The sequence below is a fragment of the Lysinibacillus sp. NPDC092081 genome, assembly GCF_044755845.1.
GTDB lineage: Bacteria > Bacillota > Bacilli > Bacillales_A > Planococcaceae > Lysinibacillus.
This window is the reverse complement of the sequence record NZ_JBIVRU010000001.1, coordinates 753,201-770,928: the sequence shown is the minus strand read 5'-3', so window position 1 is coordinate 770,928 and position 17,728 is coordinate 753,201. Positions and strand designations below refer to the sequence as shown.

Below are 17,728 nucleotides of genomic sequence, written 5' to 3'. Positions count from 1 at the left end.
GTGATAACATCTAATCTGTACTTCTATGTGAAGTACTGAATTACGGTGTTCCGCTGTGGCATAGATTGCGTGCAAGAGCATCTGTCTAAGGAGAGAAAAACAATGTCAAACATTATTACAGAGATTACAAAAGCTCAGCTTCGCACTGATCTACCAACTTTCCGTCCTGGTGATACTGTTAAGGTACACGTGAAAGTAGTAGAGGGTACTCGTGAACGTGTCCAAGTATACGAAGGTGTAGTAATTAAACGTCGTGGTGGCGGTATTAGCGAAACTTTCACAGTTCGTAAAATTTCTTATGGTGTAGGTGTTGAACGTACATTCCCTGTACACACACCAAAAATCGCTAACTTAGAAGTTGTACGTCGTGGTAAAGTACGTCGTGCTAAACTTTACTACCTACGTAACCTACGTGGTAAAGCTGCTCGTATTAAAGAAATTCGATAATTATGACTTAAAAGTGAGGAGCTTGTGTAACAAGCTCCTTTTCTTTTTGCTTGTCATCATAAATAACTATCAACTAAAATGAGGATAGACAAGGGGGCAAATCTCGATGGAAAAACAGGTGAAGGAAAAGAATGAACTATGGGAATGGACAAAGGCACTTCTAATTGCATTTGCGATTGCAGCGATTATTCGTTATTTTTTATTTACACCCATTGCAGTAGATGGCCAATCTATGATGCCAACCCTTGAAGATGGCGACCGTATGATTGTGAATAAAATTGGTTATAAAATAGGTGAACCAAAACGCTTTGATATTGTTGTATTTCATGCTCCTGAGAAGAAAAACTACATTAAACGTGTTATTGGGCTACCAGGAGAGACTTTGGAATATAAAGATGATCAATTATATATTAACGGTGAACCGATAGACGAACCTTATTTAGATGACTACAAATCAAAAATTACAGAAGGTACATTAACAGAGGATTTTACATTAAAAGATATTGGTGTAAATCTAGAAGTAATTCCAGAAGGCTGTGTTTTCGTTATGGGGGATAATCGTCGATACAGTAAGGACAGTCGTATTATTGGAGTCGTCGATCAGAAAGAGATTATTGGTAATACAAGTCTGATTTTCTGGCCTTATAGTGATATTAAAATTGTAAAGTAATTCTTGAAAGGGAGGGCTAAACACTCCCTTTTTCTTTTAGTGTAGGAGGTATAGATATGACTATACAATGGTTTCCAGGGCATATGGCAAAGGCCCGCAGAGAAGTAACAGAAAAATTAAAGCTCGTTGATATTATATTTGAATTAATAGATGCACGTTTACCTCTATCTTCCCGAAATCCGATGATAGACGAAGTGATTAGTCAAAAACCGCGTCTTCTTATCTTAAATAAGTCAGATATGGCAGATGAGCAGGAAACACGTAAATGGGTTGAATACTTTGCACAAAGAGGTCATAAGGCAGTAGCCATCAATTCTCTAGAAGGCAAAGGATTACAGCAGGTTACAAAGGCTGCTCAAGAAATATTAAAAGAAAAATTTGAGCGTATGAAGTCACGCGGGATGAAGCCAAGAGCCATTCGTGCAATGATTGTCGGAATTCCGAACGTAGGGAAATCGACGCTAATTAATCGCCTAGCAAAGAAAAATATAGCAAAAACAGGGAATACTCCAGGGGTAACTAAGGCTCAGCAATGGATAAAGGTTGCGAAGGAGCTTGAATTACTCGATACGCCAGGTATTTTATGGCCGAAATTTGAAGATCAAGAAGTAGGCTATAAATTAGCCTTAACAGGTGCCATAAAGGATACGATAACGAATATGGAGGATTTAGCTGTATATGGCCTACGCTTTTTATCCAATCATTATCCGGCAAGAATGGAAGAACGCTATGGCTTCCAGTTTATACATGAAGATTTAGTTGAAACCTTTGATCATATTGGGAAACTTCGACGTGTTTTTGGTCCTGGAGGAGAAATTGATTATGATCAAGTAGCTCAACTGATCGTTCGAGATATTCGAGGATTACAATTAGGTAAACTAACCTTTGACTTTGTTGACGAACAGCTTGAAAAGGAAGCACAGCAGTAATAAGTAAAAAAACTGTCATACTCACTTGAGAAGGTTGTGAGCATGGCAGTTTTTCTTTTAGGAATACTTCTTCTTGCCGATAAATGATATAGAGCGAGAAATTTATTAGATTGTATAGTTGTCTATTGAAAAAAAGGGAATACATATTTTAATAGACGGTTCTCTATTCACTAAGACAAAACTAATCGGCTTCGTTAATAATTTAAGTAGAATGCTCAAAAGCAATTAGAGAAGATATATTAGAACGCAAACATTGGCTACGAACTGCTGATGTAGATCCAAAAGGGAGTAAGTAATATGAAAACAATTAAAGAGATTACAGCAGCATTGAAGGAAGCGGAGGAATGGCAGGATTGGATGACCACTGTAGCAACCGACGAACGAGCAGGGGTGCAAAAAGCTTGGCAAAATTGGGAAAAGCGACAGGAGAAAAAACAACAACTAGTAAATGAACATCAAGCGAAAGTCGATTTTGACCAAAGTTATGGAGGGATAGGGGCACTCATTGCGGGGGTAGATGAAGCAGGGCGTGTTATTTTACTTTCTAACTGAGTGTCTAACTAAATAATATGTTACCAATTATCCGTTTGACTAACTTTAATTTGTTTTCTAGAATGGGTAGAGTCATGAATCACCTAACAAGGTGTTTTTTTATTGGAGTAAAGTTCTATGAAGTTTTAATGCTAACTTAGAAGATGCTAATTGGAGGAAATAATTTATGTTAATTTGTGGTGTAGATGAGACAGGTAGAGGTTCTGCAATTTCAGGTGTATGGGTAGGAGCTTGTATTCTTGACCCGAACAATCCTATTGAGGGATTAAGAGACTCGAAAAAGTTATCAGCTAAAAGACGTGAGGAATTAGCTGAAGAGATAAAGGAAAAAGCGCTTAGCTGGAGTATTAATATTGCTTCGCTAGAGGAAGTGGAAACTCTAAATGTATTAAATGCTACACTTCTTGGTATGAAAAGATCAGTAGAAAGCTTACATATTAAGCCGGATAAAGTTTTTGTCGATGGTAATAAATTACCTGATTTAGATATTCCAGCTGAAGCTATCATTAAGGGAGATGATTTGATTCCTGCAATTAGTGCTGCATCTATTCTAGCTAAAGTTGAACGAGATAAAGTAATAAAGGAATTACATGAGCTGTATCCACAATATGGTTTTGATAAGCATAAGGGCTATTTAACGAAAGGTCATATGGCGACATTAGAAGAGAATGGTCCTTGTCCTATCCATAGGAAAACATACGGTCCTATTCGTGCGTTATTAGAGAAGCAATTGGAGCTGTTCTAATGGCTAAAAAGGCACAGTTAAAAAAAATAGTGGTAAAGAAGATTGAAGAAACATCTGATGTTAACTTTTTAACATTAGATGCTTCTGAAGAGTCCATTATTTCTAGAGCAAGCTCAAGAAAGTATTTGCCTTCTGTATCACTTATAAATACTTATCAAGTAAAGGATAGAGGACATGTTAGTAACTATACAGTTGATTTCAATGAACTAGTGTGTAATCATTCCAGAAATAGGGTTTTAATTGAACAACTTATTGTAGGTATGAACGAAATCATTGTACCAGATTGTAGTAAAACTACTATTATAGACATAGCTCAAGGAATTAGAGTTTTTCTAGAGTTTCTTAATAGTGATAACAATTTGAGCAATAATTATGTAGCTAATATAAATGAAATAAACATTATAGTAGCTAAATCATTCACAAATTACCTACGGAGTACTTATCCAGATGATAGTCATAGTCGTAAATGGTTTGCAGCAATTAGACGAATTGTCCAAAAATTACAAATGCTGTTTCCTGAAGATCCGTCAATAGGATTAGGTTTTACTTGGCCAACAGGTCCGGGAAGAAAAGAGAGTAATATTGAAGGATATCATCCTAGAGAAATGAAAGAGTTAATCAATGCTTGCATACAAGATATAAAAAATATTAAGAGTTTTCATAAGGTGTATTTAAGTCTTAATGAAGAGCTTGTAACTGAGGAATGGAATATAGAGAATCTTATGTTTTTTCTTCATGAAGGCATACAGAGAAATGATGAAAGTATTATAAAGAAAAATCAATCTGAAAGAGGATTGATAAAAAGGTTTATTTTAAATTCACCCAATGCTCAGAAAGGAATGGAGGAGCTAGGGTATACAATTGAACAGTTACAAGATTTATACATACAAAAAGGAGTAGAAATAGCTTCATTAGGACGTTCTCCATTTGCAACCAGAATTTCTCAAGTTCCTGATCAAGTAAGAGCCATATCACAATTTAATCTAGCTTTAGGCACACTAAAGAAACGATTCCCAAAATTTCCTTATTACATGAATCTCGACGAGGCAAAGGGTTTTTTGAATTATAATAATATGGATAACACTACAATTCTAAAGGATAAAGATCCATTGGCATTTCTAGTTAATAGTGCTGTATTTAATAGTAATAGTAAAATTAATTTCTTTGATGGAACCTTGGGGAAAATGGCTGTCCACGCCGCACAACACTTTGTAAGTGATACCTTGTACCCGTTTTTTCTTCTAGCTTTAATAAATACTGGATGGAATATTGAAAGTCTACTCTCAATAAGTGATGACGTAGATGCGCATCTAACACCGGATTTATTAGATCCTGAAAATTATGTAATAATTCACGGAAGAAAAATCCGAGGTTCAAAGGGAAGAGAATTTTTAAATGTTACACGTCGTTCGAATAAAAATAAAGCGTTAGATACTTATCAACTGCTTAAATATGTTGAAAGTATAATAACTCAATATAAGGATAGCCCTTTCTATAGAACTGGTTTTTTATGGCAATTTACTATACCAGCAAACCAAAAAGACATAACTTCATCCTTCAATGAACAAAAAAATTTTAGTGGTGTAACAAAAAGGTTTATTGATCGGCATAATTTTAAATATTTTTCTGATACAACCGCTATTTCTCATCCAAAGGTTCGATCTGGATATGTATCAATTAAACAACTTTTAGGTGAAACCGAATTTGAAATCAGTGATGATATTGATCATATTAACAAAAAATCTATAGACCATTATATATCTGATGAAAGTACAAACAGCGTGCTTAATTTAAGAATAAAAGAGATTCAAAAGCAATTTGTAGAAGATATAACTAATTTCAAAGTTCGAGTAGTGGAGTCAACATCACTTCAATCCCTCCGTAACGCTATTAATGATGCAAAGACGGAGCAAGATAAGTTGAAACAAATAAGCAAAGAAGCATTTAAACTTCAAATGGATGAAAAAACGATAATAAACTTACTAGATGTGGGTTCACAAAAATATATACTTGCTTGTGAAGATGCTAAGAACCCATCGTGGCCGGGGTGGGATGATTATGTTGGTCAAGGTAAAAGTTGTAGATATTTTAACAAGTGTTCCTTATGTAAACAAGCTATTGTATTCCCTGAGGCCCTCCCATATATCGCCCGACGCATTCTTGATTTGGAAAAGTTAAAAATAATACATGGTTCTTCTGATTGGATATTTAAATACGGTGATGAGTATGAGGCGTGGAATCAAATTTTAGAATATTGGAGTAATAAAGATCAAGTAAAAAAAGCATGGGAACTGGCTAAAATGGGTTTTGTTGTATTACCAAAGATAATGAGAGGAGTATAGAATGCAAAAAAATCTGTATGACCGAGTTATTGAACAAATAGCAGAAAAATATAAGTTAGAACTTATAGATGAAGAGATTAACTCTGGTAATACTCAAGTCGAGGAAGAAAAAATAGATGAAATGTCTATTAATTTCTATAGTTTATCAGAAATCCCATTTGAGAAAATACTAGATTTAAAGGTTAGTAAATTAAGTTTCTTTAAAGATATTATTTGGGATTGGAGACAAGAGGGAAGCCTAATATATAAAGATGATTGCTTTTTTTCGTGGAACAAAGAAGTTTCGGATGGTGTATCCTTGCTTGAAAATGAAAATAAATATCTATGTCGGTTACTCAAAATGATAGCATTTTATTCTTTACCTCAAAATGCATGTTTGCAAAATGTAAGATCTTTTAATACATCTAAAGGAATTTTAAAACAACTACAAATCTTAGGGAGATTTCTTTATAAACAAAAAATTTTTGTTGATATTCAAGGAAATGGAACTTTCACAAATACTTTGTATTTAAGGAAAGAACATTTTATAGATTTTATTAATAATGATTTGAAAAATTCTGGTGTAATATATGACTTTGCTAAACAAGTTAAGCATTGGGTAGGATTGTCAAAGAACAAACTGATTCCTGTAGAGTATCGTCTGAATTTTGAACCGTTTGATAACGAATTATATTCGAAATTGGCTAAAAATGCAGAAGATGATAAGGGAGAATATTTGCCTATTTCAATTGAGACACTTTCAGAATTAATTCCTTATTGTATAGATAACATTAGAGAAAAATCAGTTGAAGTTTTGAAGTTATACAATGTTCTTTGGCCCAATCTAGCAGGCGGTGATGTTGCTAAAATACAACCTTTTGATTGGGGAGAAGCTATTAGTGATTTGTTGGAAATGGATTTGGAGATATTAGATATTCAAAGCTATAAATTTACGGATTATACTCAGATTACAATGAGTAGGGAATTAAATAACAAACTTAGAGATATTGTTAAAAATCACCCCGATTGGAATAAACAAAATGAAATTTTCACTTCTAACATTAGGAAATTAAAAATAAGTGAAGTAGTAAGTGCAGCTTTAGAACTGGGAATCGATTTAGAGAGTATAGACGTGGCAATTATTTATGATGTAAGAAAACTTAAGATAAAGGCCATGGAACTTGTAAATGGTTTAAGAAATTCATGTGTTGTAATTCTCTTTTTGGTTACGGGAATGCGGAATAGTGAAATGTATCTTCTAGAAGAAGGTAATTGTTGGCAAATTAAAGTGAGTGAAGATGATTTTCGAATTAAAATAACAGTTCCTAAAACATCGGATGGATCAACAGGTGATCCGATAGAACTCCCGGTACCAGAGATAGCATATAATGCATTTAAATGTTTAGAAGCCTTAACAGAAAAAGCTCGAATATGGGGAGAATCAAAGAAGTTGATGGTTAGTTGCTTTTCAAATTTTGGGAAGGAAATTGTGGCTCGTAGTATAAATCAATTTCTTAAACGTTGGTGTGAAGATCTTGGGATAGAACATATTCATCCCCATCAATTTCGTAAAACAATTGCTATGTTTGCAATTTATCAAAATCCTAATAATATTGGTGTCATTAAGAGGTTATTTTCTCATAAAAGTTTAGCAATGACACTTGCATATATCGTGAAAATGCCAGGAATGGCTGAAGAAATTAAAATAGCTGTAATAGAGCAAAATAAAGAGTTACTAAGTGAATTATTAGAAGCTTTAGATAAAAAATGTATTGGTGGTGTGGCAGGTAATAGGATTAAAAGATTAGCTGACGATTCAATGTTATTTAAGGCTAAATTGAATGACGATGGTTGGGAGGGTCTTGAGCAATACGTTCAAATCTTATTACAGGATGGTTTAAATATTTTACATCGAACTTCTTTCGGTGCTATTTGTACAAATACTCATTCTGGATTAGTTCACTTAGCGCCTGAATCATGTAATTGTAATGTTACTGATTGTAAATGGTCTGTATTCACGGTCAACTCGGTAGAGGACCTTGAAGATACTATCAGATTTCATACTACTTTTATAAAAAATGATAGTTGTAGTGAAAGTCAAAAACGTTTTTCAAATAAAACAATAAAGGACTGTATTGAAAGGTTATACGAGTTAAAGGGATTAGATTACGTGAAAGTTAAATTTCCTGATTTCGCAAATGAGAATTTGCAGTTAATTGAATTATGGAGGGATAATAATAGCAACCAAGATATTAAAGCATAATGAAGCATTAGAACTAGTTTATTCAGTGATTGCATCGTTACGAGAGAGTGGTAAGGAAAAAATCACGGTAACAGAGGTAGCTGAAATTTCTGGAGTTAGTCGTGCTACTATTTACTCAAAACACTCAGATTGGGTTGAAGTGCGTGATGTTATAAAAAATAATAAGCCATCAACACATCTTAAATTAGCTTCCAAAAAAAATCATGAAAAAACCAGATGGCAAATAGAAGCTCAACGTTTAGAGAATGAATTAAAAATTTGTCAAGAAAATTTGGGGAATTTAAGCATTCAAGCTGATAGTGTATTTCAAAATCTACTAAATCAACTTCATAAATATATGTACCTCGCAAAAAAAACACCTGAACAAGCCGGAAGAGAATCTAATATCTTACTGGAGTTAAATGAACTCAAAGAACGGTGTGAATTCTATGAGGTAGAGAATAAAAGATTAATGGCAGATTCTCAATATAACACCAATATGGTTCCGTTTGTAAAAAAGGAAATAATTGATGTGTACTCGGAAATTCAGAGAGAAAATATAGTAACAATGGATTTGCTTGAATTAACATACGATGCATTATTAAAATTAAATAATTTATTTAATAAAAGTTATCCACCTAGTGTTGTTTATGTATTATGTGGAAACTTCGCAAGTGGTAAATCATCTTGGATTGCAGAACATAAATCACAAAATGTGGGTTCAGTCTTATATTTTGATGGGACTAATCATACAAAATCAATAAGAAGAATTATTTTAAAGTACATAAGAAATCTAAATTCGGATTGTAAGTTTGTTTGTGTAAGAGTTTTTTGTGATACCCAAGATTGCTTGGAAAGAAATATGAATGAAAGTCGGATTAGATTAAACACAACTATTCCAAAAGAGTTAATCATTAGATTTTCAGAAATTTTTGAAGAGGTTACTCTTGACGAAGGATTCGATGAAATCCTTATAGGAGGATTACAAAATGGCTGAATCAGGAAGAGTTAGAGGAGCAAATAACGTTAAGAAATTTGAGGCGTTTATCGAATTACGTAATCAACAAGATGATTGGCAAAAGTATATAACTCCTGGGAAAGATAAGTTGATACGATTAAGTATATGTGAAGAGTGTGGGTTTGGTAAAAGTGCGTTAAGACAAAATCCGTCGTTAAAAAATATGTTAGAGAAACTTGAAGTGGAGTTATTCGAAAAAGGGCTATTAAGAGATAAATCTTCTCATGAGGAAATGATTGATTATCCACACCAAGCTGATTTTATTCACTCATATGAATTGAATTTAAGAGAACTCAAAGAGAAGATAGAAAATGTTAAAGGGGTAATTAATTTATATCAATCTGAATTAGATAAATTGGTTAATTGAGAACTTCTTCAACTTCGTTTCGTGAGTTTATATTTTTATAAAGGAAATAGATAATATGCATCTACTTAATTCTGATGGTTTAAAAAATACTGATGTATCTCCTAAGGATACTGTTCCAATTTATTTAGATGACGAATTTCAAGTTATAGAAGGGCCTAGTTATTGGGCAATTTCATTGGCACAAAAAAGGTCTAGAAGTATTGAAACTTTAAAGCAATATACAACTGTATTGGCTAGATTCCTTCAATGGAGAGATGATCAAGGGATTAAAGCAATGAGCTGGCAATTGACAGATGAGGATGTAATAAATGCATATATTGGCTATTTAATTGATAATCGAGATCAATATGGTAGACCTAGTCATAAAACAATTGAGGATTATATAGCTACGCTAAGTTATTTTTTCAAGTGGGCAACAGAAAAGGGTTATAAGCATTATTGGAAGATAGATCCACATAAAGTAACAGTTCGTATTAAGGGTAGTAATGCAATGGTCAAAATGGAAAAACAAGTAGAGAAACGCATGGAAATAGCAAATGGTAAAAGTACAATTTTTGCCCTCGAACAAGATAAGTTTATTCATCGAGAAAATATACCAACACTTATAGGTTTATTTGATGATGTTGTATACGGTTTTATAGCTTTAGTGTTATGGAGAACTGCTTTAAGACCGAAAGAGTTGTTTCAGCTGCCTTATATGGGTGTGGGAATCAATTCAGGGCTTAAACGTTATCGAGATGAAGAGTTATTGGCACTTAATGATATAAGATTTCGTTTTGAATCAAAAGGAAAAGATAGAGAAATAAATTTTCCAGCAGATGTTTGGGCTATTATTTGTACCAAATGGTTACCAGAACGGGTTAAACGTGCTGCACGATATCAAGAAAGAAATAATGGGAAAATGCCTCCGAATAATGTGTTGTTTTTAGCAGAGAATGGGACAGTCGTTACACCGAAAATGTTAAGGGATAACTTTAACAAAGTAGCCCAAAATCATACATGTCCTGAGAAGAAAATTACTCCATACATGTTTAGACACGCATTTGCGACATACTTTATTCTTGATAGGTTACAAGCTACAAATATGTTAGGAAAAGCTTATGTGTATAATGCTGTAATAGATGCTGAATTGCGTGAATGGATGGGGCATGAGAATATTGGAACTACATATAAACACTATGTTCATCTAGTAAATCGTTATTTTTATAATGGGTTATTAGAAGTTATGGAGGATCCGGTTAACCAAGCGATATTAGAAGCGTTTGGGCAATCCTGAAAACTTAGAGGGACATAAAAAAACATTCGTGTTGATTAAAAGAAAGAGAAGTATTATTTCCGAAATTTAGTTTTTTGTGAAAGTGTTAAGGCTCAATTGTATAATGATCCAGAAAAATTCCATGTTGAGCAAGTTATAAAAAAACTTATGAGAATCCAACAGTATTTTTCGAGCTATGATGGATTATATGACCCTAAACAGTTGGGGTTTAATGCTAGAACAGAATCTGAACTGTTAAATCTAATCCAACTTTAAAATCTTATCGATTATTTGAAAAACCTGATGGCAGTACTGATTATTTTTATAATCATATTGGATTTACAGGGAAATATTGTGGGAGAATTCACTTCTTCCCAGATGACACAATTAAAAAATGTTTTATTGGTTATATTGGAAAACATTTGCCTACTAAGAATTTTTAAATATAAACATTTCTATATAGTTGTCTAAGTAGGAAGGTATCTAATATGATAGCGTCTATTAATTTATTTTGTTTTTAATTAATATAATGGTCTGCAGATTCCGTGCTGAGGCCATTTTTTATTTCCTGTAATTACCTCTTAATTCTTAGTATTTAATTTTAGCTATGCCATCTGTTTTTTTTGATTATTCAGTTTAAATGAAGGGCTTTGGTGAGCGCGAATGGAAACACTTTCATAAGTATTTAGGAATTCAGGATCAGATTGACATAACCACCTTGATTAGCTTTGCTATATTTGTAATGTTTGCTGACTTTGTTCAGTTTGTGTGTGATATAATCTAGTAACGAACAAAAGTTGGGAAAGAAGCTGCGCTTAAATATATTGATATTGATACAAAGGACCGGATTGTGATGTTGTATGAAAGTGATGAAAGAGCTACGAAGTGTTTAAAGGGTTAGAAAATAATCGACGCTAGCAATTTTAAATTTCTACAACACTTTGTTCTTGCAAACTATAAATAAAAGTTGTGTAAGAATCTACATAAAAGTTAGCATTAAAAAATGCTAGCTTATTTTTATATAAAAATATTCTTGAAATGGGAGGTCCTATATGACAACACCAGGTATTGGAGATCCATATTGGTACGAATGGTATGTTGGTTTAGAACAGTTAATAAGAATGTTAAATCCTGATAATAGTATTGAATATGTAATGTTTCAATCTGATATTCATAATACTATTGATGATGTTGTTGTTGGGTACACTAATAAAAAAGAAATTTGTTATCAGGTTAAGCATGAAATTGGAAATCAAGGAAGAGCTAATTTAACGTTTAGTAAATTGATTGAAAGTACTACGTCTTCTAATGGAAACGAAAAAATAAGTCTAATTAGAGCTTTGGCGTTCGGATGGAAAGAGGCTTCAGAAAATGAAGACAAATCTATTGTTCCAGTACTATATACAAATCGAAAGTTAGGAACTAATAAAACAACTCGAGTTTTTAATGAAACGAAGTATAATGCTTTGCCATTAGCTTTATTTATGGAAAGTATTCTAGAGGCTATAAAAGATGTGAAGTCGCTTGATGATGTACAACAAGAGTTAGTTGATAAAGATTTATTAATACAATGGGAAGAATTTAAACTTGCAATAAATGATGATTCAATAGTTGTTGATTTCTTAAAAAAATTGGAGATTAAGTCGAATGAGGGATCGCTAGATGAACTAGAAGAGGTGATGGTTAACTCTTTAGAAACTACATTTAAATGTAATAAAGCCATTGCTGAAAACTTATTTGAAAAGTTATGTTCAAAATTAAGGTTCTGGGCAACAACTAGAAGAGAAAATACTAAAGTAACGGTTGAAGATGTTTATGATGCCTTATCATTGAACCATGATGTAGAGTATGGCGAACATGAATTACCATATCCCACACCCTTTTTTAAAAGCAGAGAAATATATGCTCAAGTGATTAGAGATATTGTAGAAAAAGAGGATAAGAAAGTGGTTTGGATTTCAGGTAATCCTGGTAGTGGTAAAACAAGTTTAATAAGTTATCTACAATTAAAACACAATCTATTTACTGCTAGATATCATACATTCAAACCTATTTCTCCAGAACAAAAGTATTACAATAATGATGCAGGTTTATGTCGCCAAGAATCTTTGTGGAATGATTTATTAATTCAACTGAGAAAGAAATTAAAAGGTAATCTTCACAAGTACAGTGTTCCTGTTTTAAACGCACTATGTACGCTTGAACAGATGCGAAATGAAGTTATGCGATTATCTGAAATACTTTATGAGTTAACAGGAACAAAAACTGTAATTTGTATTGACGGAATTGATCATGCCGCAAGAGCAAACAAAGAGGTAACATTTTTAGATAATTTATTTAGGCCTGAAGAGATTTCAAAAGGTGTAGTTTTTATTATAGTAGGGCAGCCAGCTGAGTTTTATGAAAATTATCCTTTGTGGCTAAAAAAAGAAACGGAATTAGTAAAACATTGTATGATACCAAATCTTGAACAAGGTGATATAAAAAAATTATTAGATGAAAGCAATATTGATTACAGTATCCCTAATGAAATACTAGCAGGATTTATTTATGAGAAAACTCAAGGTAACAATTTATCAGTAGTCTTTGCGATTGAAGAAGCAAAGCAATGTAGTACTTTAGTAGATTATAAAAAGATATTAGACAGCAAACATGTTAGTGAAGATATTACAAACTATTATAGCTACATATGGAAATTTGTTACGGATTTTTTAAATTCGAAGTCATTAGGAATAGTCTTTCCCGATAAATTATTAGCAAGTTTAATTATTTTATTGAATGGTCGTCTGGATATAGACCTTTTGAAAGAAGCGATACAGGTAGGTTTAATGAAAGAAGATTGGGAAGAGCTATTAGACTTGTTATATCCACTTATACAAAAAGTAAATGAGAATGAATATGTACTGTTCCATAATGATTTTAGGGTATTTTTAACTTCTAAGAATAGTGAGGGTCCTAAATTTAAAGCACTCGCTTTACAATTGGCCCAATATTATATGTCTAAGGAATTAACTAGAGATAGCTTGATAAATATCATTCCTTTATTAATGAGTGCAGAAAAAAAAGCCATGATACCTAATGTGTTTAATACAGATTATATTATTCATTCATTAGCAAACGGAATGTCAAAAAAGAATTTGGAAGAGCAAGCAATTCTGGCATACGAGGCAGTATTAGAATCAAAGAATTGGATTGAGTTCCATAGTGTTTATCTAGCTGTATTTACGCTATCTCAGCATCAAACATACTTTGAGTATTATAATAAAGAATATAATGTTTTAGACAAATCTTATGTAAATAAATTAAGTCCTTTTGAGTTGAGACCAGCAAATTTAAATGTGCAAAACATTGAAGTATATAGAGATATGTTTGGATTTTGCTTAGATTTATTAGAGTTAGAAGAGTCTATTTCGAATGCAAGAGCGCAATCAACTTATAATTTGTGGACTAAAGAGTTTACACCTATTGATTTTGTAATTTTAGTAGAAGAAGATGATAATTTTGGTGATAGATATGTATTAGAGCATACTCTAGAACTTTGGGGTATATTGGCTGCAAAATTACATAAAGGCTATCTAAAATTAAGAGGAAATATAGGTCTCGAAAAAATTACTAATCAACAATTGAATTTGATAGTGACTTTTAACGATAGTTATTTCAAATATTGCATTGAACATTCGGAATCAATGAGAGCTTTAGAGGTAGTAAACGAAGGTGGAGTTACATTAACCACTATTAAAGAGAATCTGTTGCATTTACTTTTAAATAAAAGAAGTAATGAATATATTGAAATGATAGAAGGACTAGTAAAACATAGTAAGCAATCAAAAGAAAATTTATTAGAATATGTATGTTTGATTTTTAATGAAAGAGAAATTCCTTTTGTCGATATATCTTCATTTGAAAAAATAAATTATATTATAAACGATACGAATTTAAAAATGGTCATTCTATCTATAATCGCTGGTTATCAATCCATTAATAAGGAGATGCTGATAGAGTTAAGTAAGGTAAATGAACTTATAGAAGATATTGAAAGAAAAGATCATGAATATGATTATTTGAAGATATTGATTAGACATGCATTTTTATTAGGGAGAATAATAAATGAAGGTAGATTGGGGCTAGCTGGAACAGTACAACAAAGTACGATAATTAAAAGTTATGAAGATTTTTTAGAATATAATAAACAACATAATTCTTTTGATTCTAGAGATAGTTTTAAAATATTATTGTTCGTTTCTCTTAATCAAGAAAGGTTATTAAATTATTTAGATAATCAAACATTAAGCTCAATTTTAGAACATCATTTATTTGAAGTAAAACAATTAGGAATGTTTTATAAATCAATAATTTTAGATTATCTAGTTGAGAATAATAATATAGCAACAGTAAAGAACTATTTAATACAGTTATATGGAGAAGACGGGCATAATCTTTTTAAAGAAGGAAATTTTGAAGAAACACATAAAAACTTTGGAACGTATTTGAAAACTATTAATTCATCTCTTTATTTAGAAATTAGTAATAAGTTGAAATGGGATGTCGTAGGTTATTCAGATCATAAAGAATACGCCCTCTGGCCATTATTACAATATTTCGAAAAAATAGTGGATATAAATAGTAGTGAATGGAAAACTAGAGGAATTGAACTTTACAAGGTTTCGAGTATTGCTGAAAGTAAAGGGAATAATAGGGCTTTCTCTGAAATTCAAAGCCAAATTAGTAAAGCCGCTGCTAAAAGTGGCATACAAGATGTTTGGAAATTAAGAAATGTAGATGAAGACTATCGCTTTTCTTTAGAATTAATTTATACAGAGTTATTAATTTTAATAGAAAATATTAATGATATAGAAGAGTTAAAAGTAGCTTGGATATTCAGTTGTGGAATACTATCTTGGTATAATTATGAGGATAGGATTAAGCTAGGATCAGTTTATAATAAATTGATTTCAAAAGGTAAGGAACTTGGATTTGAAACTATTGAAGATATAATTTATGAAATATCCTCGGAACATGTAAAAATAGCATTAAAATCAGAAAGTAAATCATATATAAGCCCAAGTGAATCAGAATATAATATTAAATTAGAAAGTGAAAAAAAAGAGATACAAGATATTTTAACCACTTTAACAACAGATGAAATTATTGATTTCTTAAAAACTGAAAGAAATTTAGTGTATAGATGGAAGCCATTAGAGATAGCATGGGACATAATTGAAAGCAGAAATGAAATTGATGATAGAGTAGCATATCAATTTAAAACTATTATTTTTTCTAAATTGGAGACATATTCTTGGGAGAACTCCGGTAATGAAAAGATTATAAAAAGCCTTCTACCAATTTTAAAAGAGGAATTGTTATGGGAACTAGCTAACTATAATTTAAACAATTTTAATATAGGAGATAGTTATCATACATTTAAATCAAATATGCATTTTATAACGTTACTTTTGATAGAAAAGGTATCAAATGAGTATTTAATTAATATATTTGATGAAGAATTGAAATGTCATAAAAAATGGATGACAGGATGTAATCATATAAATTTTGAATATGAGCTTTCAACTCAAGAATGTTACCTTATTAATCCAAAGAATTTTATCGAATACACTATAAATATTTTACTAGAGCAAATTACTTCACGAAACATTCATAGGATTGAAATAGCCTTATTAGGATTAGATATGTTAGTGAAATATTTTTCTAATACTTTTAATTACATATCTGAATTATGGAATGTTTTAAATGAAGAACAAAAACAGTTTGTAATATTAATGATGGAAAAGTGGGGCGAAGAAGATCTCCAGGGATTAGAAATGGTATATCCACACCTTTATGCGGAGTTTTTAAATACTAATGAATTAGATAAAAAAATCCATTTATATTTAATTCTTTCAAAAAGGTACAGCGGTTCAGAATTAGAATATTTTAAAATAAATGAACATGCAGTACCTATTGAATATCAATTGAATAAAAATATACCAAGGATATTTGATAAAAGTAGAATAAGTACACATGCATTAAGGTTTTTAAGTGTGATGGAGATGCTGAATGGGATTGATAATGATGATATTAGATACTTTATAAATAAAAATAAAGATAAAGAGATAGTTCGCCAAAAAACATGGGGAAGTCATGTTCGAGATGGAGATTCTTTACTTTATCCATCTAGCTATTCAGAACTTGATATGAATATTTTATATGGTGAAGAGATGAAAAAAAGGTGGTCTTTCGTTCCAGTTGGATATAAGGCACAAACATTGTTAAATATGGATGATCCTTGGGTGATTAGTAGGGTTCCTACAGTAAGTTATGATTCAGAATGGGAAATAGAAGAACAACTTAGCATGAATATTGAAGAAGGACAACTATTAAAATGTAAACCCTTTTTAAAGAAGCTTCTATATAAAGATATTCAAGATGAGATGACTTTAATCGGGGGGGCAATCTGGTTTCCTACGAAAACAAAAGAAGGTATCGTCTATTTGGAATCTAATAAAGTAATATCTAAAGACACATTAATAAAGGGATATGAAATAAAGAAGTCCATTAATTCTAGAACATTTATTACAGGTAGCTTTAATTCAGGAGTAGAAATGTTTGAAATAGAAGATGAATACTTAGATAGTACTGGTGTATCTTTAGTAAATGAAATAATAGGGACGAGTATATTTGTATATGGTAGTACGATGTTATATCCATCAATATTTTTAATTGAAATGTTAGATTTGAAACCGGTAAATGGAAACTCTTTAAGATGGGAAAATGCAGAAGGTATAGAAGTAATGTATTTTGAATATTATACTAATCCAACTAGAGAAAATAATAGGGAATATTATTATAGACAGCCAGTAATGGGAAGATGGCTGTGCAAAAAAAGTATAATAGATCAATTATTGGCGGATTTAAATTTAAACCTTTATATTGCAGAGAAAGTAGAAGTTATGAATGATAGGTATTTGTGATTTAAAATACTGTCAACTAGATTTCTTAATCATAAAAATGTGGATTTACAACGTAAAGTTCCTAAACATCGCTTTGAGTGCATTTTCATTCTTCAACAATAGGGCCAGATTGTTGAGGAACGTTAAGATTGTGAAGTTTCTCACTTTAACTAACGGAGGACTTTAGAAAATTATTACTTAGTTTCATAAACGGCCCTTTTTTTATTGTAGAAAT

Annotated in this window: 11 protein-coding genes; all 11 read left to right on the top strand. The window is 31.6% G+C overall.

The features are described from left to right. Positions 1-102: 102 nt before the first annotated feature. Positions 103-447: a 50S ribosomal protein L19 gene (gene rplS, locus ACIQLB_RS03935; protein ID WP_049668419.1), complete on the top strand. Its 345-nt coding sequence runs from the start codon at positions 103-105 to the stop codon at positions 445-447. Positions 448-553: 106 nt separating this feature from the next. Beyond that, positions 554-1,117, top strand: a complete 564-nt coding sequence (gene lepB, locus ACIQLB_RS03930; protein WP_400721155.1) for a signal peptidase I — start codon at positions 554-556, stop codon at positions 1,115-1,117. 56 nt (positions 1,118-1,173) lie between these two features. After that, positions 1,174-2,046, top strand: coding sequence for a ribosome biogenesis GTPase YlqF (gene ylqF / locus ACIQLB_RS03925; protein ID WP_400721152.1), 873 nt, complete (start codon positions 1,174-1,176; stop codon positions 2,044-2,046). A 297-nt stretch (positions 2,047-2,343) separates the two neighbouring features. Continuing rightward, positions 2,344-2,598, top strand: a complete 255-nt coding sequence (locus ACIQLB_RS03920) for a hypothetical protein (RefSeq protein ID WP_400721149.1) — start codon at positions 2,344-2,346, stop codon at positions 2,596-2,598. Between the two features lie 166 nt (positions 2,599-2,764). Further along, positions 2,765-3,343 (top strand): ribonuclease HII, encoded by a 579-nt coding sequence (gene rnhB, locus ACIQLB_RS03915; protein WP_400721146.1) that lies wholly within the window; start codon positions 2,765-2,767, stop codon positions 3,341-3,343. Continuing rightward, positions 3,343-5,685, top strand: coding sequence for a hypothetical protein (locus ACIQLB_RS03910; RefSeq protein WP_400721143.1), 2,343 nt, complete (start codon positions 3,343-3,345; stop codon positions 5,683-5,685). Before rnhB ends, ACIQLB_RS03910 begins: the two co-directional genes overlap by 1 nt. A gap of 1 nt (position 5,686) precedes the next feature. Then, positions 5,687-7,927 carry a tyrosine-type recombinase/integrase gene (locus ACIQLB_RS03905; RefSeq protein WP_400721140.1) on the top strand — a complete coding sequence of 747 codons (2,241 nt, stop codon included), beginning with the start codon at positions 5,687-5,689 and terminating at the stop codon, positions 7,925-7,927. Beyond that, positions 7,881-8,903, top strand: a complete 1,023-nt coding sequence (locus ACIQLB_RS03900) for a hypothetical protein (RefSeq protein ID WP_400721137.1) — start codon at positions 7,881-7,883, stop codon at positions 8,901-8,903. Before ACIQLB_RS03905 ends, ACIQLB_RS03900 begins: the two co-directional genes overlap by 47 nt. Continuing rightward, positions 8,896-9,291 (top strand): hypothetical protein, encoded by a 396-nt coding sequence (locus tag ACIQLB_RS03895; protein ID WP_400721134.1) that lies wholly within the window; start codon positions 8,896-8,898, stop codon positions 9,289-9,291. Before ACIQLB_RS03900 ends, ACIQLB_RS03895 begins: the two co-directional genes overlap by 8 nt. 55 nt (positions 9,292-9,346) lie before the next feature. Next, positions 9,347-10,567 carry a tyrosine-type recombinase/integrase gene (locus ACIQLB_RS03890; protein WP_400721131.1) on the top strand — a complete coding sequence of 407 codons (1,221 nt, stop codon included), beginning with the start codon at positions 9,347-9,349 and terminating at the stop codon, positions 10,565-10,567. A 1,031-nt stretch (positions 10,568-11,598) separates the two neighbouring features. Continuing rightward, entirely contained in the window at positions 11,599-17,514 is a 5,916-nt protein-coding gene (locus ACIQLB_RS03885; protein ID WP_400721129.1) for an AAA family ATPase, read from the top strand. The last annotated feature ends 214 nt before the right edge of the window (positions 17,515-17,728 follow it).